Genomic DNA, 22,396 nt, shown 5'->3' on the forward strand with positions numbered 1-22,396 from the left:
CACGACGGCTGCGGCCCGGTCCCCCTCGGGGACCGGGCCGCAGCCGTATCCGGGCCCCGGAGGAGTTGTGGAGCCGTAGTGCTGTAGAGACGGACGCATGACAGCAGTACGGCTCCGGAAGGCTGAGGCGTGCCCGTGTGGGCTCCCGCAGCCCTATGACGCGTGTTGCGGGCGGTTCCACCGCGGCTCGGCCGCCCCCACCGCCGAGTTGCTGATGCGCTCCCGGTACGCGGCCTTCGCCGTCGGCGACGAGGCATACCTCCTGGAGACCTGGCACCCCAGCACCCGCCCCCGCCACCGCAGTCTCGACCCCGACGACCGCTGGACCGGCCTGGAGGTGATCGGAGGAAGCGGCGGTGGGCTGCTGGAGTCGACGGGCACGGTGGAGTTCCGCGCCCACCGCACCAACCGCGACCGCCCCGACGTGGTGCACGAGAACAGCCGGTTCGTGCGCGATGACGGCCGCTGGAGCTACGTAGGCCCCGCCTGACCGCGCCCCCGCCCGCGAGTCGCCCGGATTTGGTGCGCGAGTCGCCCGGATTTAGTGCGCGAGTCGCCCGGATTTAGTGCGCGAGTCGCTCATTTCGCGTGCGCGAGTCGCTCATTTTGCGTGCGCGAGTCGCCCGGTCCGCGTGGGCGACCGCGGCCGGCCCCGGATGCCCATCCCGCGCCGGCAGATCCCGAAGCGCGACATGGACGCACATCGCGGTTCGCGGGCGCATCCAGACCGCGTCATGTGTCCATGTGACGGGCGGGGGCGTGAGCGTCTCGAATCGCACCCCAGCGACCTGGGCAGGGCCCTCGCGTGCGGTTCGCGTCCTCGGACGAGCGCGATCGGGCGACTCGCGCCCCCGAAATCGGCGACTCGCGGGGCTGTCCGCGCCGCCGGCGTGGCGTCCGATTCGTTCACGACTCCGGACGCGCCGCGGCCCTACGGTGCCCGCCATGACGATCGAAGCACGGCTGGACGTGGTGGGGCTGGTGGTGGCCGACATGGCCGAGGCGCTGAGGTTCTACCGGGCACTCGGCCTGTCGATACCCGCCGAGGCCGACGACCAGCCGCACGTGGAGGTGGCGGTGGCCGGTGGGCTGCGCCTGGCGTTCGACAGCGAGGAGACGATCCGCTCGTTCCACCCCGACTGGAAACCGACGCCCGGAGCGGGCCGGGTGGGGCTCGCGTTCGCCTTACCGGATGCCGCTGCCGTGGACGCCGCCTATGCCGAGCTCACCGGTGCGGGTTACGTCGGTGAGCTGGCGCCGTTCGACGCGTTCTGGGGCCAGCGCTACGCCGTGGTGAACGACCCGGACGGCAACGGGGTGGACCTGTTCGCCCCGGCGAGCTGACGGGGAGCAACACCTGCGAACAGCCGCACCTCCCGGGAGAGGTGCGGCTGGTCGGCGTATCCGGCCCGGGCCGCGGCCTCCGCGATCGGTACGCCCGCATGGAGGAGGTCGGCCGCCCGACGGAAGCGCAGGACGCGACGCAGCACGGCCGGGCCGTACCCGAACGCGGCGAGACAGCGGCGGTGCAGGGAACGGTCGGTCCAGCCCACCCGCTGGGCGGTCTCCCCAGCGGATGCGCCGGTGCCGAGATGTGCGGCCACGGCCCGCAGCCCCGGTTCGGCCTGCGGGCCGGGCAGGGCGGCGGCGACGTGACCGAGGACGGTCAGGATCGCGGCGGGGGTGGCACCCGGCTCCAGCCGTGCCGAGGCGCGGCGGGCGAGGGCCGGGTGCAGCTCAGCCAGCGGGACGCGCTGGTCGCGCAGAGCGGAGGCGGGGACGCCGAGCAGCGCGGGCAGCATGCCGGGTACGAAGCGGAGCCCGGCGCTGGCCGTGCCGGGCTGCCGCCGCACGGGGTGGGGCTCCGTGTCGGGGCCGGCGACGACCAGCTCACCGCCCATCCAGACCAGGTCCATGCAGCCGTCGGGCAGCACGTGCTGCACCTGGGCCGGGGAGCCGACGGCGTTGCGGACGCTCCAGCCGCACTCGACCTGCCCCCGCAGAGCGGGCGGGGTCGGGTGCTCGCGGTAGGCCACACGGTGACCGTAGCCCTGACCCCCGACAAGCCCCCCGCTCCTCACCCCGGCGATCCGAGGTCCGCGTGCCGTGCTCAGCTCTGGCGGAGCACGCCCTCGATCTCGAGGTTGATCTGCACCTTGTCTCCGACGACCACGCCGCCGCCGTCCATGGGGAGCTTGACGTCGACGCCGAAGTCGTTGCGGTCGATGGTGGTGCTGGCCGAGAAGCCGGCCCGGTAGCCGCCGTACGCGTCGGGCCCGAAGCCGTTGAGCTCGAGGGCGAGGGAGACCGGCCGCGTCACACCCTTGATCGTCAGCTCGCCCTCGACCACGAGGTCGTCGCCCTTGGCGCGGGCGCCGGTGGAGCGGAAGCTCCACTGGGGGTGGTTCTCGACGTCGAAGAAGTCGTTGGAGCGGATGTGGGTGTCTCGCTGCTCCTGGCCGGTGTCGATCGAGTCGGCCGCGATGGTGGCGTTCACCGTCGAGTCCGTGATGTTCTCGCTGGTCACAATCTCGCCCGAGAAGGTTGTGAAGCGACCGCGTACCTTGCTGACCATCATGTGGCGGACCGAGAAGGAGACGTCGGAATGTACCGGGTCGATCTCCCACGTACCGGCGACGTAACCGGGGATCTGGACTGCGGTCGAGGACATGTCAACCTCCGTGAGTGTGTTGAACCCTCATTACTTGAGAGCTGTAGTACATTGAACAACGTCGGGGTCGATCTATTCCGGAGGTGTGGTGCCTGACACACGGTGGCTCGACGACGAGGAGCAGCGCGCGTGGCGCAGCTACCTCACCTCCTGTCGACTGGTCTTCGACCGGATCGAGCGGCAGCTCCAGCAGGATGCAGGGCTGCCGCACGCCTACTACGAGATCCTGGTGCGGCTCTCCGAAGCGCCGGGGCACGCGATGCGGATGAGCAAGCTCGCCACCTCGGCGATGTCCTCGCGCAGCAGACTCTCGCACGCCGTTGCGCGTCTCGAGGAGTCGGGCTGGGTGCGGCGCCGACCGTGCCCCGACGACCGGAGGGGAGCGGTCGCCGAGCTCACCGACGAGGGACTCGCCCACCTCGAGGCCATTGCCCCCGGCCACGTCGAGACCGTGCGCGGGGCGATGTTCGACGTACTCAGTGCCGAGCAGCTCCGCGCGCTGCACGAGGTCAGCGACACCCTCGTCGCGAACCTGGCCGACGCGCCGGTCTGGCCGGCCTCGGAGGACCGCTACGACGACGCCGAGTAACGGTTCATGGGTGCCGGCTGTGCGCCGCGGGCAGTTGCGCTCCTGGTGTCGTGGTAACGAGGTTCCTTGCCCGGATCCGGTGTCCAGACGGATGGATCGCAAGGCGGAGGAGGCGCCGATACCGGTGTTGTATCGGCGCCGACGACAACGCCGCGAGGCGCCGTCTGGGCGCCGGAGTCGGGTAAGACGACCTCGTTTCCGCGACACTAGAGTCGTTATATGGCTTCCCATGTCGATGTCGTGGTCCTCGGCGCTGGTCCCGGTGGTTACGTCGCGGCGATCCGTGCGGCCCAGCTGGGCCGCAGCGTCGCGGTGGTGGAGGAGAAGTACTGGGGCGGGGTGTGCCTCAACGTCGGCTGCATCCCGTCGAAGGCGTTGCTGCGCAACGCGGAGCTGGCGCACCTGGTGACGAAGGAGGCCAAGACCTTCGGCATCTCGGGGGACGTGAGCCTCGACTACGGCGCCGCGTTCGACCGCAGCCGCAAGGTGGCCGACGGCCGGGTCAAGGGCGTCCACTACCTGATGAAGAAGAACAAGATCCGGGAGATCGACGGGTGGGGCAAGTTCGTCGACGCCTCCACGATCGAGGTCGCCCTGTCCGACGGCGGCACGGAGACGCTCACCTTCGATGACGTCATCATCGCCACCGGCGCGACCACCAAGCTGCTCCCGGGCACGTCGCTGTCGGAGCGAGTGGTGACCTACGAGGAGCAGATCCTCAGCAGTGAGCTGCCCCGCAGCATCATCATCGCCGGGGCGGGTGCGATCGGCATCGAGTTCGCCTACGTGATGAGCAACTACGGCGTACAGGTCACGATCGTCGAGTTCCTGGACCGGCTGCTCCCGCTGGAGGACGTCGACGTCTCCAAGGAGCTGACCAAGCGCTTCCGCAAGTACGGCGTCGAGGTGCTGACCTCCACCCGTGTCGAGTCGATCGACGACTCGGGCGACCAGGTCACGGTCACCGTCTCCCAGAACGGGGAGACCAAGGAACTCAAGGCCGACAAGGTCATGCAGGCGATCGGGTTCGCTCCCCGGACCGAGGGATACGGCCTGGAGAACACGGGCGTGGAGCTCACCGAGCGCGGCGCCATCGCGATCGACGACCACATGCGGACGAACGTGCCCCACGTCTACGCGATCGGTGACGTCACCGCGAAGCTCATGCTCGCGCACGTCGGCGAGGCACAGGGCGTGGTGGCGGCGGAGACCATCGCCGGCGCCGAGACCCAGGAGCTGGAGTACGTGATGATGCCGCGGGCGACGTTCTGCAACCCGCAGGTGGCGAGCTTCGGCTACACGGAGGCCCAGGCCCGCGAGCTGGCGGACGAGAAGGGCTGGAAGGTCCGGGTCGTGCAGTTCCCGTTCACGGCCAACGGCAAGGCGCAGGGGCTCGGGGAGCCGGGCGGGTTCGTCAAGCTCGTCGCGGACGAGACCTACGGCGAGCTGCTCGGCGGGCACCTCATCGGCCCGGAGGTCACGGAGCTGCTGCCCGAGCTGACACTGGCGCAGAAGTGGGACCTCACCGCGTTCGAGCTCGCCCGCAACGTGCACGCGCACCCCACCTTGAGCGAGGCGCTCCAGGAGGCGTTCCACGGCCTCACCGGGCACATGATCAATCTGTGAGTCCGGCGTCCCGGGCAGCCAGCCACAGCTCGATGCCCATGCGGCCGTCCGGGACGAATGGCCAGCGCCGAGGGTCGGCGAGCCGCGCGCGCAGTTCGTCGAGCGTCACCCAGGCGCCCCACACGATCTCCTCGGGCTGGTGGCGCAGCGGGCCGTCCCAGCGGATCTCGTAGGTGAACACGTGGTACCGCAGGCCGCCGCCCTCGTAGGCGAAGGGCTCGTGGGGCGTCATCAGGGCGACGCCGTCGATGCCGAGCTCCTCGGCCAGCTCGCGTGCGGCGGCGGCCGCCGGTGACTCGCCGGGCCCGATGACCCCGCCCGCCCAGCAGTCGTACATGCTCGGGAAGATCAGCTTGTCCGGGGACCGCCGGTGCAGGTAGACCCGGTCGCCGTCGATGCTCCGCACGAGCACTCCGGTGGCTCCGTGCCACAGCCCGTCCCGGTAGACCACACCACGGGGAGCCACCCCGACCACTGATCCGGACGCGTCGTACACCGCTACCGGCTCCTCTTCGGCGGGGCTGCCAGCCTGCATCCGTCCATCATCCTCCGGCCGCGGTTAGGCTCGACCCATGACAGCGCACGTCGAGGGTCGTCCGTGACGGCCCGCCGGATCATGGGCACCGAGATCGAGTACGGAATCTCGGTGCCGGGCGACCCCACCGCCAACCCGGTGATCACCTCAACGCAGGTGGTGCTGGCCTACGCAGCGGCCGCGGACATCCCACGGTCCCGCCGTGCCCGGTGGGACTACGAGGTGGAGTCGCCGCTGCGTGACGCGCGCGGGTTCGACCTGTCCGCGCCCACCACGCACAGCCCGGGCGAGTCCGAGCTCGACGACCTCGGCGCCGCCAACGTCATCCTCACCAACGGCGCGCGGCTCTACGTCGACCACGCCCACCCGGAGTTCTCCACCCCCGAGGTCACCACCCCTCGCGACGTGGTGATCTGGGACAAGGCGGGGGAGCGGGTGATGGAGGAGGCCGCGATGCGCGCGGCCACCGTTCCCGGCGCGCCACGGATCCAGCTCTACAAGAACAACGTCGACAACAAGGGCGCCAGCTACGGCTCCCACGAGAACTACCTGATGGCGCGCAGCACCACCTTCCCGTCGATCGTTGCCGGCCTCACGCCGTTCTTCGTGACGCGGCAGGTCGTGTGCGGCGCGGGCCGCGTCGGGATCGGCGCGTCGGGCGACGAGGCGGGCTACCAGCTCTCCCAGCGCAGCGACTACATCGAGGTGGAGGTCGGGCTCGAGACCACGCTCAAGCGGGGCATCATCAACACCCGCGACGAGCCGCACGCCGACGCCGACAAGTACCGCCGCCTGCACGTCATCATCGGCGACGCCAACATGAGCGAGTACTCCACGCTGCTCAAGGTCGGCACCGCTGCGCTGGTGCTCGACATGATCGAGAAGGGTGTCCGGTTCGACGAGCTGCGGCTCTCCGAGCCCGTGCGCTCCGTGCACCGCATCAGCCACGACCCGTCGCTCAAGACGCTGGTCGACCTGGCCGACGGCCGGAAGATGACCGGCGTCGACGTGCAACGCGCCTACTTCGAGAAGGCGCAGAAGCACGTCGAGAACACGATGGGAGCCGACGTCGACGACGCCACCGCCGAGGTGCTGCAGCTGTGGGGCGAGGTGCTCGACGCGCTGGCCCGCGACCCCATGGACTGCGCCGACCGCCTCGACTGGCCGGCCAAGCTGCGCCTGCTCGAGGGCTACCGCGAACGCGACGGGCTGGCGTGGAACTCCGGCCGGCTGCAGCTGGTGGACCTGCAGTACACCGACGTCCGGATGGCGAAGGGGCTGTACAACCGGCTCGTCGCGCGCGGGTCGATGAAGCGGCTGGTCACCGAGGAGCAGGTGGTCGCCGCCATGCACGAACCGCCGGACGACACCCGCGCCTACTTCCGGGGCCGCTGTCTCGAGCGGTACCCGGCCGAGGTGGCCGCGGCCTCGTGGGACTCGGTGATATTCGATCTGGGCCGCGAGTCCCTGGTACGGATCCCCACCCTCGAACCGCTGCGGGGCACCCGTCGCCACGTCGGCGAGCTGATCGACAACTCGCGTACCGCAGAGGAGCTCGTCGAGGCGCTGACCCGGGGCTGATGGCGACGCGCCCATCCGCATAGCTCTGATCGCGGGCGTGTCGCCGATCGGCTGGGTAATGTTCAGATACCGGACCCTGGTACGTCGCTGACCGCGGCGTCCCGGGCAGGCGCGAAGAGGAGACACCATGTCGCAGGAACAGACCAAGCGTCAGGGCGGCGGTGGCGGGGACGACGAGGACGGCGGCGACGCCGCGGCGGCCGGCCAGGAACGTCGTGAGAAGCTCGGCGAGGACGTCGACACGATCCTCGACGAGATCGACGACGTTCTCGAGGAGAACGCCGAGGACTTCGTCCGGGCCTACGTCCAGAAGGGCGGCCAGTAGCCGCTCGGCCGCTCCAGAGCACCAGCACCAGCACCCGCACGACGAGAGGCACTCACCTGACCATGGAGCCCCGGCTGCCGGTCGCCCCTTCGGGACCGGGCGCGTACCTTGCGCCCGGCCCGTCGTCATTCACCGACTTCGTCACGGCCAACGCGCCGCACCTGCTGCCCGGCCGGATGCCCGAGGGCCTCGCGCCCGGGGCCGCCGGGGCGGGTCTCGGGGTGCCGCACGGCACCACGATCGTGGCGCTCACCTTCTCGGACGGGGTGATCATCGCCGGTGACCGCCGCGCCACGGCGGGCAACGTCATCGCACAGCGCGACATCGAGAAGGTGTTCATCACCGACTCGCACTCGTCGATCGGGATCGCGGGCTCGGCGGGCATCGCCCTGCAGATGGTCCGGCTGTTCACGGTCGAGCTCGAGCACTACGACAAGATCGAGGGCGTGCCGCTGTCGCTCGACGGCAAGGCCAACAAGCTCGCGAGCATGATCCAGCAGAACCTCGGCGCCGCTCTGCAGGGCTTCGTCGTCGTGCCGCTGTTCGTCGGGTACGACATGGACGCCGCCGACCCGGCGAAGGCCGGTCGCATCATCACCTACGACGCCACCGGCGGCCGCTACGACGAGCTGCTCGGCTACCACTCGGTGGGTTCGGGCTCGGTGTTCGCGAAGTCGTCGCTGAAGAAGCTCTACGACCCGCAGGCCGATCTGGACGGCGCCGTGCGCACGGCCGTGGAGGCGCTCTACGACGCCGCCGACGACGACACCGCAACCGGTGGACCCGACCTGGTCCGCAAGATCTACCCGGTGGTCGTGAGCATCACCGCGGAGGAGGGGGCGGTGCGCCGCTCCGAGGAGCAGATGGAGTCGGTCGTCCGGGCGGTCATCGCCGGTCGCACCGAGAGACCCGGCGGATAGCTCGCCGGACATGCCTGCCGTGCTCCCCACCCCTGCGACGCCTTTGGAGTCCGCCCCGTGACGATGCCGTTCTACTCCTCCGTCGACCAGCTGCTGCGCGACCGCTCCGAGCTGGCGCGCAAGGGCATCGCCCGCGGCCGCAGCGTCGTCGTGCTCACCTACACCGGCGGCGTGCTGTTCGTCGCCGAGAACCGCTCCAGCGAGAACCGCCCGAGCGCGCTGCGCAAGGTCTCGGAGATCTACGACCGCATCGGCTTCGCCGCGGTCGGGCGGTACAACGAGTTCGAGACGCTGCGCAACGCCGGTATCCGGATGGCCGACGTGCGTGGCTACTCATACGACCGCCGCGACGTCACCGGCCGGATGCTCGCCAACTTCTACGCCCAGGTGCTGGGCACCTCGTTCGTCGAGCAGCAGAAGCCCTACGAGGTGGAGCTGTGCCTCGCCGCGGTCGGCGACACCCCGGACTCGGACGAGCTGTACCGCATCACCTACGACGGCTCGATCACGGACGAGCCGCAGTTCGTGGTGATGGGCGGCACCACCGACCCGATCAGCGCCAAGCTCAAGGACACCTACCGCTCCGGGCTGGAGCTGGGGGAGGCCATCGGGATCGCCGTGGAGGGCCTGCAGGCCGCCGCCGCCCCCGGTTCGCCGCCCGCGGCGGGCAACGGGGGTGCGCAGGCGACCAGGGTGCTCGGAGCGAGCGCGCTGGAGGTCGCGGTCCTCGACCGCACCCGCACCCGTCGCACGTTCCGGCGGATCACCGGGCAGGTTCTGCGTGACCTGCTGCCCGAGGCGAACCGCGCCGTCGACGCCCCGCCTGCCCCCACGGTGGCCGGTGGCGATGACGGGCCCGCCGCCAGCGGTGCCGTCGACGGCGAGGAGAAGCAGGGCGACAGCCCGTCGTCGAACGGCTCCTGACCTCCCTCGGAGCAGCATCCGGTAGGCAGCCTGAGCCTGCGCCCTTGACCTGAACACGGGTCGAGGTCGCAGGCTTGGCGTATGAGTATCGAGCTGAACCACACCATCGTCGCCGCCCGGGACAAGAACGCGGAGGCGCGCTTCGTCGCCGACGTCCTCGGCCTGCCCGCCCCGGCGCCGTTCGGGCCGTTCGCCGTGGTGGAGCTGCACAACGGCGTGAGCCTCGACTTCATGGACACCGCCGAGGTGGCCTCGCAGCACTACGCGTTCCTGATCAGCGAGGACGAGTTCGACGCCGTCGCCGCCAAGCTGCGCGAGCGCGGGGTCGCCACCTACGGCGACCCGATGCACCAGCAGTCGGGACACAACACGAACGACGGCGGCCGGGGCATGTACTTCTCCTCGCCCGACGGCCACAACCTCGAGGTGCTCACGCGGCCCTACGGCAGCGGCGGGCAGTAGCGGCGTCCCTTCGACGGGACGCGGCTGGGACGGTCAGCGCCCGAGGAGCCGGAGCGTCTCCTCCCAGAGCCGGTCGGAGTCGTTCGCGTCGAGGGCGTACGGGAGTACGCCGCTCATGCCGTCGCCCCGCTCGGTGATGACGACGGCCTCGTTGCAGTCCTCGAAGTAGTGCCCGGTCACCCCCTGGACGAGGGGGGAGGCCGCCAGCAGGACGGACGTGGCCGCGCCCTGCTCCCGGGTCTTCCAGCCCGGGGGAACCTCCAGGCGGTCGCCCTGCTCGTTCACAGCGCCCACGAAGCGCATCTGCGCGTCGTCGAGGTGGCGCTGGAGGTTGGTCATGATGCCGCCGGGGTGGAGCGCGTTGGCGGTGATCCCGTCGGCCGCCCACTTCTTGGCGATGGCGACGGTGAACAGGATGGTCGCGGTCTTCGACTGGCCGTAGGCGGACCAGGCCTCGTAGGGCCGCGAGGTGAAGTGGATGTCGTCGAAGACGACCGGGGACTGCTGGTGCCCCGACGAGCTGACGACGACCACCCGGCCGCCCTGAGCAGCGGCGAGCGCGTCGTGCAGGCCCAGGGTCAGCGCGGCGTGCCCCAGGTGGTTGGTGGCGAACTGTGCCTCCCAGCCCTCCGCGGTCCGGGTGAGCTCAGGGAGCGCCATGATCCCCGCGTTGTTGACGAGGATGTGCAGGGGTCCGGCCCACCCCGCGGTGAAGGCGGCGATGCTGGAGCGGTCGGCCAGGTCGACGTGAGCGACGCGGACGTCCGCCCGGCCCGTGGTGGACCGGATGTCGGCAGCGGCGCGCTCGCCGGCGCCGGTGTCGCGGACGGCCAGGGTCACCTCGGCCCCTGCCGAGGCCAGCGCGCGGACCGTCTCCAGGCCGATCCCGGACGAGCCGCCGGTGACGACGGCACGCCTGCCGGTCAGGTCGACACCGGCGATCACCTCGGAGGCGCTCGACCGTGCGGTGAAGGGGGTGGTGATCCTGGGCATGGCTGTACTCCGTGGGTGTGGGGTGGATCGATGCGAGGGGGTGAGAGCCGGGGCGGAAGCCCCGGAGACGTGGGTCAGTCCGCGACCCGGTAGAGCAGCCGGACGGCGTGGCCGACCCGGTCCCGGAACTCGGCACGGGTGGCCGAGCTCCCCTTCCAGGTCAGGGCGGCGGAGTAGAGGACGTCGGTGATGCCGTCGGCGTCCGTCCCTCCGGTGAGCAGGCCGGGCGGAGCCGACGAGGCGACCTGGGCACTGATGGTCACCCGGCCGCGTTCCTGGTAGTCGCCGAACATCGAGCCCAGCTGCGGCTCGCTGTTCTCCAACAGTTCGGCGAGGTCCCGGGAGACCTGGGTCTCGATGTAGGGGCCCATCAGTGCGTCCAGGCCTGCGACGAGCCGCTCCTCGACGCTCCGGGCCGTGTCGGCGAAGCAGGCCTCCATGGCGTGCTGGGCGCGTTCCATGACGCCCTGCATCGTGGCGCGGTAGAGCTGCTCCTTGTTCGGGAAGAGCAGGTACAGGCCCGGCCGGGAGATACCCGCAGCCTTGGCGACAGCCTCCATCGACGTCTTCTGGAACCCGTACCGCCCGAACACGCCCAGAGCAGCCGCAAGGACGGCACGACGTTTGGGGTCGCCGCCCCCCGGCTCACGCGTGGCTTCAGCACTGCTCACGATGAACAACTTAGACAGTTGGACGCAACTTGTCTATCCCGTCCACTCAGCCGACGAAGGGGCGGTGGCGCCCCGTCCACCGGTCCTCGTGGCGCCGGTAGACCGGGATGGCGTCCTTCGCGACGCGAAACCGGTACCGCCCGGCCTCCTCGACGACCTCGCCGTCGGTGGCGAGCATTCCGGGCACCGTGAGCTCGACCTCGAACTCTGCCACCTCGCGCTGGTGGTACACGCGGCTGTGCCCGAGCGCGCCGAGCAGCAGCGCGGTGATGGCTCGCAGCCGGGAGAACCGCACGTCGGCTCGCAACCAGCGCACGTCGAGCAGTCCGGAGTCGAGGGAGGGCCGCCACGCCGGCACCGCGCCTCGCGGGTGATAGGGCCCGTTGCCGACGAACAGGAACCAGACCGACGTCCACCTGCCGTCGATCTTGATCTCGACGGGCTCGGCGCGGTGCAGCACCACCACGAGTGCCGCGGCGAAGGCGGGCCACTTGCCCCACCGTGGCTGCCACTTCTCCCGCAGCCGGACGAGGTCGGGGTAGGAGCCGAGGCTCGCGGTGTTGATGAAGCAGCGCAGCCGGTCGATCTGCTCGGTGTCCGGGTCGTCTCCGGGTTCGGGGTGCACGTCGATCAGGCCGAGGTCGACGGCGACGGCCTCACCGGCGCCGGTGGCGTCCACCGCCTCCTGCATGTCGTAGATGCCGACGTCGCGGGCGAAGTGGTTGAGCGTGCCGGCGGGCACCACCACCAGGGGCAGGTTGCGCCGCCCTGCCACCGCGGCTGCGGCCGCCACCGTGCCGTCGCCGCCCGCCACCCCGATCGCGCGGACCCAGTCCTCCCGCTCGGCCACGGCGGCGTCGAGCTGCTCGTCGAGGTCGCGGTCCGGGTCGGCGCGCAGCACCACGGCCTTCGGGAGCGCCGCCTCCAGCTCGCTCGCCGGGTCGTACTCCTGGTCGCCCGACCGCTGGTTGGACACGATCACCAGGCCCTCGCCGCGCGGGAGCTCCGGCACCGTGTCGAGGGGACGGGCCCTCGCCTCGTCGATGGGCCGCACCGGCCACCAGCGGCGGGTGGCCAGCGCGACGCCCGTGCCGACGGCGGCGCCGGCGAGCACGTCCGAGCCCCAGTGCACGCCCACGTGCACCCGCGAGTAGGCCACCGACGCCGCCAGCGGGGCCATCACGAGCCCGAGGCGCGGGCTCTCCAGCGCCACGGCGGTGGCGAAGGCCGCAGCCGAGGCCGCGTGACCCGACGGGAACGACGACGAGGTCGGCGGGTTGTCGATGGTCTGGTAGGCGGGCAGCTCCGCCGCCGCCGGGCGCCTGCGGGGCAGCACGGGCTTGAGCAACGCGTTGGCCGTGCCGCTCGCCCCCGCGATGGCGAGCAGGCCACGGGCCGCGGCCTTGCGGCTCGCCCCCCGGCGCGACGCCAGGAGCGCGGCGATGGCGAACCACAGGAGGCTGTGGTTGGCGGCGGTCGACACGCCCTTCATCGCCGTGTCGAGCGGCGACGGAGACATCGAGGAGATCGCCCGTGAGATGGCGCGATCAGCATCGTTCACCTCGTCGGCGGCCCGCCGGAACCAGGAAATCACGGGCCGACACTACGCAGGCGTTCGTGCTCCCGCCGGACGCCCCGGGCCCGGCGACGCTGGCCAGGCGGCCCGCCGAACACCCCCCAACGCTCGACGGGCCGCCTGCGGAGCAACGCTAATGGCGCAGTGTCAGCACAACATCGGTAGAACTACCCGGACGACCCACCCGAACCGGTCTGTCACAGCCATGACATGAGGGGGGTTTCTCCGCCTACGCTGAGGGGATGCAGCGGCGGATCTACGGTGTGGAGACTGAGTTCGGGGTCACCTGCACCTTTCACGGACAGCGGCGTCTCTCGCCCGACGAGGTGGCTCGCTACCTGTTCCGCCGGGTCGTGTCGTGGGGGCGCTCGTCGAACGTCTTCCTGCGCAACGGTGCCCGGCTCTACCTCGACGTGGGGAGCCACCCTGAGTACGCCACCGCGGAGTGCGACTCCCTCACCCAGCTCGTCGCCCACGACAAGGCCGGTGAGCGGATCCTCGAGGACCTGCTCGTCGACGCCGAGCGCAGGCTCGTCGACGAGGGCATCGGCGGCGACATCTACCTGTTCAAGAACAACACCGACTCGGCGGGCAACTCCTACGGGTGCCACGAGAACTACCTGGTCGCCCGGGCCGGGGAGTTCTCCCGTATCGCCGACGTACTGCTGCCCTTTCTGGTCACCCGCCAGCTGATTTGCGGTGCCGGCAAGGTCCTGCAGACCCCGCGCGGCGCCGTGTACTGCCTGTCGCAGCGCGCCGAGCACATCTGGGAGGGCGTGTCCTCGGCGACCACGCGCTCGCGCCCGATCATCAACACCCGCGACGAGCCGCACGCCGACGCCGAGCGCTACCGCAGGCTCCACGTGATCGTCGGCGACTCCAACATGTCCGAGGTCACCACCCTGCTCAAGGTGGGGTCGGCCACCCTCGTGCTGGAGATGATCGAGGCCGGGGTCCAGTTCCGGGACTTCACGCTCGACAACCCGATCCGCGCGATCCGCGAGATCAGCCACGACCTGACCGGCAGGCGCACGGTGCGGCTCGCGGGCGGGCGGGAGGCGAGCGCGCTCGACATCCAGCGCGAGTACTACAGCCGCGCGGTCGAGCACGTCGCCACCCGCGGCACCGAGGACCCGACGATGCAGCGGGTGCTCGACCTGTGGGGCCGCACGCTCGACGCTGTCGAGTCGCAGAACCTGTCGCTCATCGACCGGGAGATCGACTGGGCGATCAAGCACCGCCTGGTGGAGCGGTACCGCGAGCGCAACGACATGGACCTCGCCAACCCGCGCATCGCCCAGTTGGACCTCGCCTACCACGACATCCGGCGTGGCCGCGGGCTGTTCGACCTGCTGCAGCGCAAGGGCATGGTCGACCGGGTCACCGACGACGGCGAGATCGAGGCCGCGAAGGACACCCCGCCGCAGACCACGCGGGCCAAGCTGCGCGGCGACTTCATCGCCGCCGCCCAGGCGGCCGGGCGCGACTTCACCGTCGACTGGGTGCACCTCAAGCTCAACGACCAGGCGCAGCGCACCGTGCTGTGCAAGGACCCCTTCCGGTCGGTCGACGAGCGCGTGGACCGGTTGATCGCCTCGCTGTAGCCACTGGCCCCCGGGCTACTGCTCGCCGAACATCGTGGCCCGCAGCTTGGCCAGTTCGTCCTGCACGATCGGGGAGGTCACGCTCTCGTCGTTGCGTCCGGGTTCGATGCCGAACGCCCGGAGCAGCGCCGTGGCGGGCACCGCAGGGTCACCCGCCTCGCCGAGCACGGGGTGCAGACCCTGGTCGGCGAGGTGGTGGAACACGAGGTTGACCACGGTCCACGGGTTGAACGTCTCGACGCCGCGATCATGGGCACTTTGATCATGAACAGTGCGTTCATGGGCACTGCGGTCTGCATCGACACTGTCGTTCACGGTGCCTCTTCCGGTCCGATGGTGGTCAGCCGAGCGTGGGCTCGGGTGGGTTGCCCGGTCAAGGGCCCGGGTGTCGCAAGCTGAGACACCCGACCAGGTTGCGCCGGTCGCCCACGGCGGGGGCGACACCGGCCGTACGATGCCGACGTGTCCTCTGCACGGGCCGAGCGTCTGGTGAACCTGGTGCTCTGCCTGCTGTCCACCCGCCAGTTCCTGCCGGCCGAGCGGATCCGCCAGATCGTGCCCGGCTACGCCGACGCCCGCGGCGACGACGCCTTCTTCCGCATGTTCGAGCGCGACAAGAACGAGCTGCGCGAGCTGGGCGTGCCGCTGGAGACCGGCCGCCTCTCGAGCTTCGACACGGTCGACGGCTACCGGATCGCGCGTCAGGACTACGAGCTGGGCGACATCGACCTCGAGCCCGACGAGGCGGCCGCCGTCGCGCTCGCGGCCCGGCTGTGGGATTCCCCCGACCTCGCGGCGCCCGCCCACAGCGCCCTGGTCAAGCTGCGTGCCGCAGGCGTCGAGGTCGACGAGGACCAGGGCCGCGTGCAGCCCCGGGTCCGCACCACCGAGCCGGCGTTCGGGCCGCTGCTCGCCGCCGTGCGCTCGGGGCGCGTGGTCATGTTCCAGCACCGCCGCGGTGGCCCGGGCGGGGCCCTGCAGCGCCGCATCGTCGAGCCGTGGGGCGTCGTGTCCTGGCGGGGGCGGTGGTACCTCGTGGGCCACGACCGCGACCGCAACGCACCACGCTCGTTCCGGGTGTCGCGGATCAGTGAGTCCGTCACGCCCATCGGCCCGGCCGGTGCCGTCACCGTGCCCGCCGACATCGACCTCATGGCCATGGTGCGCCACAACGTCGACCCGCCTGCGGTCAGCGGCACCGCCAGGGTGTGGGTGGCCGACGGCAGGGCACCCGGGCTGCGCAGGCTGGCCAGGGTGATCGGGCCGCGTTCCCACGGTGGCCGGGCAGGCGACGAGCTGGAGCTCGACCTGCGCAGCGTCGACACCGTCGCCCGCTGGCTCGCGGGCCACGGCCCCGACGTGGTGGTGCTCGGCCCGGAGAGCCTCGCGGAGGCGGTCCGCGGCAACTGGGCGGCCGCAGCGGCGGCCCACTCCCGCGACGACACCGCTGGTGCGGCCGTGCTGGGGCCCGCCGGCCGCACCCGGCGACCGGACCGGGCCGGGACGGTGCGGTGAGCACCGGCGGGGTCACCGAGCGGCTGCCGCGGCTGCTGTCGCTCGTGCCCTACCTGCTGGCCCGGCCGGGGGTCCTGGTCGCCGAGGTCGCCGCCGACTTCGGTGTCACCGAACGCCAGCTGCGCCGCGACCTCGAGCTGCTCTGGATGTGCGGCCTCCCCGGATACGGCCCTGGCGACCTGGTGGACCTCTCGTTCGCGGGCGACACCGTCACCGTCACCCACGACGCCGGGATGCAGCGCCCGTTGCGGCTCACCACCGCCGAGGCCACGGCCCTCCTCGTGGCGCTGCGCACGCTGGCCGAGATGCCCGGCATGGTCGACACGGCGGCCGTGCAGCGGGCCACCGCGAAGATCGAGCGGGCCGTCGGCGACGCGGGGCACGTCGGGGTGGCCGTCGACCTGCCGCACGAGCAGGCGGCCACCACCGCGGCCGTGCGGGAGGCGCTGTCCGCGGGGCGCGCGCTGCGCATCGTCTACTACACGGCCGGACGCGACGCGGTCTCGCAGCGCACGATCGACCCGATGCGGCTGCTGATCGTGGAGGGCCGCGGCTACCTGGAGGCCTGGTGCCGCGGCGCGGAGGCCGTCCGGATGTTCCGGCTGGACCGGGTGGAGGAGGTCGAGGAGCTCGACGAGCCCGCGGCGCCGCCACCGGAGGCCGAGCCCGCCGACGTGTCCGAGGGCCTGTTCCGCCCGAGCGCGGAACACCGGTCGGCCGTGCTGCTGCTCGAGCCCGAGGCCCGGTGGGTGGCCGAGTACTACCCCGTCGACGACGTCGTGGAGCTCGACGACGGCCGGGTCAGGGTGCTGCTGCGCTATGCCGACCCGGCGTGGCTGGTGCGGCTGGTACTGGGGCTCGGCGGGGGCGCGCGGCTGCTGGAGCCGCCGGAGCTGGTCGACGCCGTGGCAGCCCGGGCCCGGGAGGCACTGGCCGCCGCGGCGGGCCGGCATGTGGACGAGGACGGGACGACGAACGGTGACTGACATCCTGCCCGCACTGGTGACGGTCGCGGCCGGTCTCGTGGTGCTGGTGCTCGTGGTGCTGCTGGCGCTGCGGCCGGTGCGACGGCTGCGGCGCGCGAGCACCGCGCTTCGCGACGACACGGGTGCGCGGGTGGCGGTTCTGCAGCAGTTGGTGAACGCCCGGCAACACCGTCACGAATGAGTGACGACCACTGCGTTCGACACGGGCCGCGCCCGGATCGGGCGTTCCGGGCGGCGTAGACTCCCCCTCACGTGTCCACGGCGGAAGGACGAGAATCATGCCGAGCCTCGGCGGCTGGGAGTTCGTGATCCTCATCGGGATCTTGGTGCTTTTGTTCGGTGCAAAACGACTGCCGGACATGGCCCGCTCCATCGGACAGTCCGCCCGCGTGTTCAAGGGTGAGATGAAGGGCATGAAGGGCGACGACACACCCGCCCCCGACGCCACCACCGAGAAGCCCGCCGCAGCGCCCACCGCGCCCGCGGCCCTTCCCACGGCGCAGCCGGCCCCGCAGACCACCCCGGTCCAGGACACCCGGCCGGAGAGCACCCGCGCCACCCAGCCGGGCCCCACCACCACCGGGCAGTAGCCCCAGCACGGTGGCCAGATTCTCCTTGCTGCGCAGGCGGCCGAAGAACCCCGACGGCACGATGACGCTCATCGAGCACCTCTATGAGCTGCGCAACCGCCTCGCCATCGCCCTTGTGGCCATCGCGATCACCACGATCGTCGGCTACATCTGGTACGGCATGAGCTTCTTCGGTCTGCCCAGCCTCGGCGACCTGCTCAAGGAGCCCTACTGCGCCATCCCGGCCACCTCGCGCGGCCAGTTCAGTGCCGACCCCAACGCCTGCACGCTGCTGGCCACGGGTCCGTTCGACCAGTTCAACCTGCGGCTCAAGGTCGCCATGACGGCGGGCATCGTGCTGGCCTGCCCGGTGTGGCTGTACCAGCTGTGGGGGTTCATCACCCCCGGTCTCTACGCGAAGGAGCGGCGCTACGCGCTGAGCTTCGTCTCCGTCGCGGCGGTGCTGTTCGTGTTCGGGGCGGTGCTGGCCTTCTTCGTGGTCACCCAGGGTCTGAGCTTCCTGCTCAGCATCGGCGACGAGGTCCAGACCACCGCGCTCACCGGTGAGTACTACTTCGGATTCATCATCGCGCTGCTGCTGATCTTCGGGGTCAGTTTCGAGATCCCCTTGCTCGTGGTGATGCTCAATCTCGCCGGAGTGATCTCCTACGCCAAGCTCAAGGAGTGGCGCCGAGGGCTGATCTTCGCTCTCTTCGTGTTCGCTGCGATCGCGACTCCGGGCCAGGACCCCATCTCGATGCTCGCGCTCGCCCTCGCCCTCGTGCTGCTCTTCGAGATCGCCATCCAGATCACGAGGCTCAACGACAAGCGCCGGGCCGCCCGCCGGGCCGCCGAGGGCTGGGACAGCTGGGATCCCGACGCCCCCAGCCCGATCGACACCACTCCCAGTTCGGTGGACATCACCCCGAGCACGATCCCCGAGCCCAGCTCGATCGACCGGCCCAGCCCGGTCGAGGTGACCCCGGCGTCCGAGGCCGCACGCCGGGTCGAGGACGCCACCTGAGCCGGCCGGTCAGCCGCTAGCGCTGCACCGGCCCGGCTCCGACCGCGAGCACGTCGAGGGCCTGGTGGCCGGGTTCGACCCCGTCCACCAGGATCGCCTCTCCGAGGGCGTTCTCGGTGCGCAGCGGCAGGATGGCCCGGTAGGCGGGGGAGTCGTACCAGCCCTGCGCCTGCTCCCGGCTCGGGAACCCGATCACGACGAGGTGGCCCGGGAAGTCGCCCTCGAGCACCGTGGGTTCGGCCCCGTGCACGACGAACCGCCCGTCGAAGGGCTCGAGCGTCGCGTCGATCCGTTCCAGGTACTCGACGATCTCCGGTCCGACGGTGACCTCACGCAGGTGCGCGACGGCGTAGGTGGTCATGCTTCCTCCCCGGTCCGTGGCCGGCGTTGCCCGGCCGCGGTATCAGCCTGGGCGAGCCGGGAGCGCCGGTCGATGACGCGGGAGGTAGGGCGGCGGGTTCAGGCCGCCTCGCGCCACACCATGACCTGGTCGTTCTTGCCCTCGAGCAGCACCGCCGCCGGCTGTACGTGCAGCCGCCACGGGTCCAGCCGCAGGGCGGCGAAGCCAGGGGACAGGGGGCCGTCCCAGCCGGAGATGATCGCCGGGTCGTACCCGACCGGCTCCGGGGCGGAACGGAAGCGCTCCCACAGTTCGGTCCGCGTCTCGTCGTCGGTGTGCAGGCTCGCGCGGCACTGGACGCTGGCGGTGTCGTGGGACGAGTCCCAGTAGGTCAGTGAGACGTAGGGATGGGCGGCGAGGTGCGCCTGCTTGGTCGGCGTCGGCCCGGTGGCGATCCAGCCGGTCAGGTGCTCCCCGTCCCACAACCAGATGGGATGCAGGACGCGGGTCCACGGCCTGCCCTGTTCGTCCACGGTGGCGGCGGTGGCCCAGACGATCCGGTGGGCGATCTCGATGAAGGCGGGAGCAGCTTCGGAGAGGGAGGAAGGCACGGGGACGACCTTCTCACGAGGCGCATACCGCCCACTGTGAGCGGGCACGCCGGGTCGCTCTTGCGCCGATGTGGAAACCTGGGCCGGTGGCCAGCAGCAATCCTGCTCCCGCGGAGGCTTACGCCGCCGCCAGGAGCCGAGCCGCACGTCCCCGACTTGCCGAGTTCGCGGGGAGTCTTCCCTTCGAGCTCGACGGCTTCCAGTACACGGCGTGTTCGGCCCTCGAGGACGGGCACGGCGTCCTCGTCTGCGCCCCGACCGGCGCGGGGAAGACCGTGGTCGGTGAGTTCGCCGTGCATCTGGCGCTCGCCCAGGGTCTCAAGTGCTTCTACACGACGCCGATCAAGGCACTGTCGAACCAGAAGTACGCCGACCTCGTGGAGCGCCACGGTGCCGACGCCGTGGGGTTGCTGACGGGCGACACCGTCGTCAACGGGGACGCGCAGGTGGTGGTGATGACCACCGAGGTCCTGCGCAACATGATCTACGCCGGGTCGCGGCAGCTCGACCACCTCGGCTTCGTGGTGATGGACGAGGTGCACTACCTCGCCGACCGCTTCCGCGGCGCCGTCTGGGAGGAGGTCATCCTCCAGCTCCCCGAGCACGTCGCGCTGGTGAGCCTGTCCGCCACGGTCAGCAACGCGGAGGAGTTCGGCGACTGGCTGGTGACCGTCCGCGGCGACACCACGGTGGTCGTGGACGAACACCGCCCGGTTCCGCTGTGGCAGCACATGATGGTCGGCAACCGGCTGCTGGACCTGTTCGCGGGCGAGGACACCGCCGGCGAGCTGCAGGTCGACCCGGACCTCGTCCGGTACACGCGCGACCTCGACCGCCAGAGCGCCGTGTGGGACCGGGGCCGCGGTCGCGGGCCGCGGGGCGGCGGGAACGGCAGGTCCTCCACCCGCTTCCGGCCTCCGTCGCGCACCACCGTGATCGACCGGCTCGACCGCAACGGTCTCCTGCCCGCGATCACGTTCGTCTTCAGCCGGGCGGGCTGCGACGCCGCGGTCGGGCAGTGCGTGCGCTCGGGCCTGCGGCTCACCACCGAGGCCGAGGCCGTGGAGATCCGGCGCACGGTGGAGCGGCGCACCGTCGACCTCCCGCAGGGCGACCTTGCCGTCCTCGGCTACTGGGAATGGCTCGAGGCGCTGGAGCGCGGGATCGCGGCGCACCACGCCGGGATGCTGCCTGCGTTCAAGGAGACCGTGGAGGAGCTGTTCGTCCGCGGCCTGGTCCGCGCGGTGTTCGCCACGGAGACCCTCGCCCTCGGGATCAACATGCCCGCCCGCACCGTGGTGCTGGAACGGCTGGTGAAGTTCAACGGTGAGTCGCACGCCGACCTGACCCCCGGCGAGTACACGCAGCTCACGGGCCGGGCCGGCCGGCGCGGTATCGACGTCGAGGGTCACGCGGTCGTCGTCTGGCAGCCGGGGGTCGACCCCGTGCAGGTCGCGGGGCTGGCCTCCACGCGCACCTACCCGCTGCGCAGCTCGTTCCGGCCCGGCTACAACATGGCCGTCAACCTCGTCGGACGGCTCGGCACGGACTCCGCCCGCGACCTGCTGGAGCAGTCGCTCGGACAGTTCCAGGCCGACCGCTCCGTCGTCGGGCTGGCCCGGCGGATCGAGCGCAACACCGAGGCACTGGCGGGCTACGCAGAGTCGATGCAGTGCCATCTCGGCGACTTCGCCGAGTACGCCGGGCTGCGCCGCCGGGTGAGCGAGCGGGAGAAGTCCCTGTCGCGCCAGGGCGTGGCCGACAGCCGGGAGGCCGCGGCCGAGTCGCTGCGGTCGCTGCGGACCGGTGACGTCATCGCCGTGCCCGGGGGTCGCCGCGCAGGCCTCGCCGTGGTGCTCGACCCCGGCCTCGACAACGGGGACGAGCCGCGCCCGCTCGTGCTGAGCGAGGACCGGTGGGCGGGCCGGCTCTCGCCCGCCGACTTCCCGACCCCGGTGGAGCCCCTCGGGCGGATGCGACTGCCCAAGCGGGTCGACCACCGGACGCCGAGCGTGCGCCGTGACCTGGCCTCCTCGCTGCGCAACACCGGGATCGTGGCTCCCACCGTGCAGCGGCGGCGCTCGCGAGGCGGGAGCGTCGACGACCCCGAGCTCGCGACGCTGCGCCGCGCCCTGCGCGCGCATCCCTGCCACGGCTGCGACGACCGCGAGGCGCACGCCCGGTGGGCCGACCGGCACGCCCGCCTGGAGCGGGAGACCGAGCAGCTGCAGCAGAAGGTGCGGGCCACCACCCACTCCCTCGCGAGGGCGTTCGACCGGATCCGCTCCCTGCTGGGGGAGCGCGGCTACCTCGACGGGGACGAGGTCACCGAGCACGGCGAGCGGCTCGCCCGGCTGTGGGGCGAGTCGGACCTGCTCACGGCGGAGTGCCTGCGCCACGGCATCTGGGACGGGTTGGAGCCCGCGGAGCTGGCGGCAGTCGTGTCGGCGCTGGTGTACGAGTCGCGCCGGGACAACGGGCAGATGCCGCAGGTGCCCTCCGGCGCCGTGGCCGAGGCGCTGGGGAACACGGTGCGGATCTGGGCGGAGCTGGAGGGCGACGAGCGCAGGCACCGCGTGGACCGCACCCGTGAGCCCGACCTCGGCTTCGCCTGGCCGATCTACCGATGGGCACGCGGTGAGTCGCTGTCGGTCGTGCTCACCGCGGCGGAGCAGAACGGCGCCGAGCTGTCGGCGGGCGACTTCGTGCGCTGGTGCCGGCAGGTGCTCGACCTGCTCGACCAGGTCGCCGGCGTCACCGGCCGCGGCAGCGCCGTGGGCCGGGCGGCGACGCAGGCCGTTGCCGCCGTGCGGCGGGGTGTGGTGGCGGTGGGATCCGTCTGAGCAGGGTGTCCCGTTCGTGCAGGCACGCCCT

The 22,396-nt window shown here is 71.5% G+C and carries 25 protein-coding genes; 16 read left to right on the plus strand and 9 right to left on the minus strand.

The window, feature by feature from the left end; all coding sequences use genetic code 11:
- Nucleotides 1-97 precede the first annotated feature (97 nt).
- Nucleotides 98-490, plus strand: coding sequence for a YchJ family protein (locus AC5L35_RS12700; protein ID WP_495059770.1), 393 nt, complete (start codon nucleotides 98-100; stop codon nucleotides 488-490).
- Nucleotides 491-945: 455 nt separating this feature from the next.
- Nucleotides 946-1,344, plus strand: coding sequence for a VOC family protein (locus tag AC5L35_RS12705; protein WP_495059771.1), 399 nt, complete (start codon nucleotides 946-948; stop codon nucleotides 1,342-1,344).
- On the opposite strand, the gene AC5L35_RS12710 is transcribed toward AC5L35_RS12705, so the two are convergent.
- Nucleotides 1,284-2,036, minus strand: coding sequence for a DUF6597 domain-containing transcriptional factor (locus AC5L35_RS12710; protein WP_495059772.1), 753 nt, complete (start codon nucleotides 2,034-2,036; stop codon nucleotides 1,284-1,286). The genes AC5L35_RS12705 and AC5L35_RS12710 overlap by 61 nt on opposite strands.
- 74 nt (nucleotides 2,037-2,110) lie before the next feature.
- Entirely contained in the window at nucleotides 2,111-2,671 is a 561-nt protein-coding gene (locus AC5L35_RS12715; RefSeq protein WP_495059773.1) for a YceI family protein, read from the minus strand.
- An 88-nt stretch (nucleotides 2,672-2,759) separates the two neighbouring features.
- Between AC5L35_RS12715 and AC5L35_RS12720 the strand changes: the two genes are divergently transcribed.
- Both AC5L35_RS12720 and lpdA read left to right on the plus strand, forming a co-directional pair.
- The gene (locus AC5L35_RS12720; RefSeq protein ID WP_495059774.1) at nucleotides 2,760-3,260 is read left to right on the plus strand and encodes a MarR family winged helix-turn-helix transcriptional regulator; all 501 of its coding nucleotides are present in this window, start codon (nucleotides 2,760-2,762) and stop codon (nucleotides 3,258-3,260) included.
- Between the two features lie 219 nt (nucleotides 3,261-3,479).
- Nucleotides 3,480-4,886 (plus strand): dihydrolipoyl dehydrogenase, encoded by a 1,407-nt coding sequence (lpdA, locus tag AC5L35_RS12725; RefSeq protein WP_495059775.1) that lies wholly within the window; start codon nucleotides 3,480-3,482, stop codon nucleotides 4,884-4,886.
- Here lpdA and AC5L35_RS12730 read toward each other — a convergent pair.
- Entirely contained in the window at nucleotides 4,876-5,421 is a 546-nt protein-coding gene (locus AC5L35_RS12730) for an NUDIX domain-containing protein (RefSeq protein ID WP_495059776.1), read from the minus strand. The genes lpdA and AC5L35_RS12730 overlap by 11 nt on opposite strands.
- Nucleotides 5,422-5,502: 81 nt before the next feature.
- Here AC5L35_RS12730 and dop point away from each other — a divergent pair, with 81 nt between their 5' ends.
- The 5 genes from dop (at nucleotide 5,503) to AC5L35_RS12755 (ending at nucleotide 9,633) form a co-directional block, all read left to right on the plus strand.
- Entirely contained in the window at nucleotides 5,503-7,002 is a 1,500-nt protein-coding gene (gene dop, locus AC5L35_RS12735; RefSeq protein WP_495059856.1) for a depupylase/deamidase Dop, read from the plus strand.
- Nucleotides 7,003-7,129: 127 nt separating this feature from the next.
- The gene (locus AC5L35_RS12740; RefSeq protein WP_169398320.1) at nucleotides 7,130-7,327 is read left to right on the plus strand and encodes a ubiquitin-like protein Pup; all 198 of its coding nucleotides are present in this window, start codon (nucleotides 7,130-7,132) and stop codon (nucleotides 7,325-7,327) included.
- Nucleotides 7,328-7,389: 62 nt separating this feature from the next.
- Complete coding sequence (gene prcB / locus AC5L35_RS12745; protein ID WP_495059777.1) at nucleotides 7,390-8,247, plus strand: proteasome subunit beta; 858 nt, start codon at nucleotides 7,390-7,392, stop codon at nucleotides 8,245-8,247.
- Nucleotides 8,248-8,304: 57 nt separating this feature from the next.
- Nucleotides 8,305-9,171 carry a proteasome subunit alpha gene (prcA, locus tag AC5L35_RS12750; protein WP_495059778.1) on the plus strand — a complete coding sequence of 289 codons (867 nt, stop codon included), beginning with the start codon at nucleotides 8,305-8,307 and terminating at the stop codon, nucleotides 9,169-9,171.
- Between the two features lie 81 nt (nucleotides 9,172-9,252).
- Nucleotides 9,253-9,633 (plus strand): VOC family protein, encoded by a 381-nt coding sequence (locus AC5L35_RS12755; protein WP_495059779.1) that lies wholly within the window; start codon nucleotides 9,253-9,255, stop codon nucleotides 9,631-9,633.
- A gap of 33 nt (nucleotides 9,634-9,666) precedes the next feature.
- Here the strand turns inward: AC5L35_RS12755 and AC5L35_RS12760 are convergent, their stop codons facing one another.
- The 3 genes from AC5L35_RS12760 to AC5L35_RS12770 all read right to left on the minus strand — a co-directional run bounded on the left by AC5L35_RS12760 (nucleotide 9,667) and on the right by AC5L35_RS12770 (nucleotide 12,891).
- Complete coding sequence (locus tag AC5L35_RS12760; protein WP_495059780.1) at nucleotides 9,667-10,626, minus strand: SDR family NAD(P)-dependent oxidoreductase; 960 nt, start codon at nucleotides 10,624-10,626, stop codon at nucleotides 9,667-9,669.
- 74 nt (nucleotides 10,627-10,700) lie between these two features.
- Nucleotides 10,701-11,297 carry a TetR/AcrR family transcriptional regulator gene (locus tag AC5L35_RS12765; RefSeq protein WP_495059781.1) on the minus strand — a complete coding sequence of 199 codons (597 nt, stop codon included), beginning with the start codon at nucleotides 11,295-11,297 and terminating at the stop codon, nucleotides 10,701-10,703.
- Between the two features lie 46 nt (nucleotides 11,298-11,343).
- Nucleotides 11,344-12,891, minus strand: coding sequence for a bifunctional phosphatase PAP2/diacylglycerol kinase family protein (locus AC5L35_RS12770; protein ID WP_495059782.1), 1,548 nt, complete (start codon nucleotides 12,889-12,891; stop codon nucleotides 11,344-11,346).
- Between the two features lie 224 nt (nucleotides 12,892-13,115).
- Between AC5L35_RS12770 and pafA the strand changes: the two genes are divergently transcribed.
- Nucleotides 13,116-14,477, plus strand: coding sequence for a Pup--protein ligase (pafA, locus tag AC5L35_RS12775; protein WP_169398326.1), 1,362 nt, complete (start codon nucleotides 13,116-13,118; stop codon nucleotides 14,475-14,477).
- Nucleotides 14,478-14,492: 15 nt separating this feature from the next.
- Here the strand turns inward: pafA and AC5L35_RS12780 are convergent, their stop codons facing one another.
- A complete protein-coding gene (locus tag AC5L35_RS12780) occupies nucleotides 14,493-14,693 on the minus strand; it encodes a hypothetical protein (protein WP_495059857.1) in 201 nt (66 codons plus the stop codon).
- A 246-nt stretch (nucleotides 14,694-14,939) separates the two neighbouring features.
- On the opposite strand from AC5L35_RS12780, the gene AC5L35_RS12785 reads away from it, so the two are divergent.
- The 5 genes from AC5L35_RS12785 to tatC all read left to right on the plus strand — a co-directional run bounded on the left by AC5L35_RS12785 (nucleotide 14,940) and on the right by tatC (nucleotide 18,571).
- Nucleotides 14,940-15,992: a helix-turn-helix transcriptional regulator gene (locus tag AC5L35_RS12785; RefSeq protein ID WP_495059783.1), complete on the plus strand. Its 1,053-nt coding sequence runs from the start codon at nucleotides 14,940-14,942 to the stop codon at nucleotides 15,990-15,992.
- Nucleotides 15,989-16,978: a helix-turn-helix transcriptional regulator gene (locus AC5L35_RS12790; RefSeq protein WP_495059784.1), complete on the plus strand. Its 990-nt coding sequence runs from the start codon at nucleotides 15,989-15,991 to the stop codon at nucleotides 16,976-16,978. The genes AC5L35_RS12785 and AC5L35_RS12790 overlap by 4 nt, the downstream gene beginning before the upstream one ends.
- Nucleotides 16,971-17,159, plus strand: coding sequence for a hypothetical protein (locus tag AC5L35_RS12795; RefSeq protein WP_495059785.1), 189 nt, complete (start codon nucleotides 16,971-16,973; stop codon nucleotides 17,157-17,159). The genes AC5L35_RS12790 and AC5L35_RS12795 overlap by 8 nt, the downstream gene beginning before the upstream one ends.
- A 97-nt stretch (nucleotides 17,160-17,256) precedes the next feature.
- Nucleotides 17,257-17,568 (plus strand): Sec-independent protein translocase subunit TatA, encoded by a 312-nt coding sequence (gene tatA / locus AC5L35_RS12800; RefSeq protein ID WP_495059786.1) that lies wholly within the window; start codon nucleotides 17,257-17,259, stop codon nucleotides 17,566-17,568.
- A gap of 61 nt (nucleotides 17,569-17,629) precedes the next feature.
- Nucleotides 17,630-18,571 carry a twin-arginine translocase subunit TatC gene (gene tatC / locus AC5L35_RS12805; RefSeq protein ID WP_495059858.1) on the plus strand — a complete coding sequence of 314 codons (942 nt, stop codon included), beginning with the start codon at nucleotides 17,630-17,632 and terminating at the stop codon, nucleotides 18,569-18,571.
- 16 nt (nucleotides 18,572-18,587) lie between these two features.
- Here tatC and AC5L35_RS12810 read toward each other — a convergent pair whose 3' ends face one another.
- Nucleotides 18,588-18,932, minus strand: coding sequence for a DUF1330 domain-containing protein (locus tag AC5L35_RS12810; protein WP_495059787.1), 345 nt, complete (start codon nucleotides 18,930-18,932; stop codon nucleotides 18,588-18,590).
- A gap of 98 nt (nucleotides 18,933-19,030) precedes the next feature.
- The gene (locus AC5L35_RS12815; protein WP_495059788.1) at nucleotides 19,031-19,522 is read right to left on the minus strand and encodes a pyridoxamine 5'-phosphate oxidase family protein; all 492 of its coding nucleotides are present in this window, start codon (nucleotides 19,520-19,522) and stop codon (nucleotides 19,031-19,033) included.
- A 68-nt stretch (nucleotides 19,523-19,590) separates the two neighbouring features.
- Here AC5L35_RS12815 and AC5L35_RS12820 point away from each other — a divergent pair, with 68 nt between their 5' ends.
- Entirely contained in the window at nucleotides 19,591-22,365 is a 2,775-nt protein-coding gene (locus AC5L35_RS12820) for a DEAD/DEAH box helicase (protein WP_495059789.1), read from the plus strand.
- The last annotated feature ends 31 nt before the right edge of the window (nucleotides 22,366-22,396 follow it).

The sequence above is a fragment of the Pseudonocardia sp. OZ21 genome (genome assembly GCF_059359135.1).

Bases quoted from the DNA above. Each gene is read 5' to 3' on its own strand.
- dop (WP_495059856.1), top strand. From the start codon at position 5,503: ATGGGCACCGAGATCGAGTACGGAATCTCGGTGCCGGGCGACCCCACC.
- AC5L35_RS12755 (WP_495059779.1), top strand. From the start codon at position 9,253: ATGAGTATCGAGCTGAACCACACCATCGTCGCCGCCCGGGACAAGAAC.
- tatA (WP_495059786.1), top strand. From the start codon at position 17,257: ATGCCGAGCCTCGGCGGCTGGGAGTTCGTGATCCTCATCGGGATCTTG.
- pafA (WP_169398326.1), top strand. From the start codon at position 13,116: ATGCAGCGGCGGATCTACGGTGTGGAGACTGAGTTCGGGGTCACCTGC.
- AC5L35_RS12760 (WP_495059780.1), bottom strand. From the start codon at position 10,626: ATGCCCAGGATCACCACCCCCTTCACCGCACGGTCGAGCGCCTCCGAG.
- AC5L35_RS12730 (WP_495059776.1), bottom strand. From the start codon at position 5,421: ATGCAGGCTGGCAGCCCCGCCGAAGAGGAGCCGGTAGCGGTGTACGAC.
- AC5L35_RS12700 (WP_495059770.1), top strand. From the start codon at position 98: ATGACAGCAGTACGGCTCCGGAAGGCTGAGGCGTGCCCGTGTGGGCTC.
- tatC (WP_495059858.1), top strand. From the start codon at position 17,630: ATGACGCTCATCGAGCACCTCTATGAGCTGCGCAACCGCCTCGCCATC.
- AC5L35_RS12715 (WP_495059773.1), bottom strand. From the start codon at position 2,671: ATGTCCTCGACCGCAGTCCAGATCCCCGGTTACGTCGCCGGTACGTGG.
- AC5L35_RS12740 (WP_169398320.1), top strand. From the start codon at position 7,130: ATGTCGCAGGAACAGACCAAGCGTCAGGGCGGCGGTGGCGGGGACGAC.
- AC5L35_RS12820 (WP_495059789.1), top strand. From the start codon at position 19,591: ATGTGGAAACCTGGGCCGGTGGCCAGCAGCAATCCTGCTCCCGCGGAG.
- AC5L35_RS12810 (WP_495059787.1), bottom strand. From the start codon at position 18,932: ATGACCACCTACGCCGTCGCGCACCTGCGTGAGGTCACCGTCGGACCG.
- lpdA (WP_495059775.1), top strand. From the start codon at position 3,480: ATGGCTTCCCATGTCGATGTCGTGGTCCTCGGCGCTGGTCCCGGTGGT.
- prcB (WP_495059777.1), top strand. From the start codon at position 7,390: ATGGAGCCCCGGCTGCCGGTCGCCCCTTCGGGACCGGGCGCGTACCTT.
- AC5L35_RS12705 (WP_495059771.1), top strand. From the start codon at position 946: ATGACGATCGAAGCACGGCTGGACGTGGTGGGGCTGGTGGTGGCCGAC.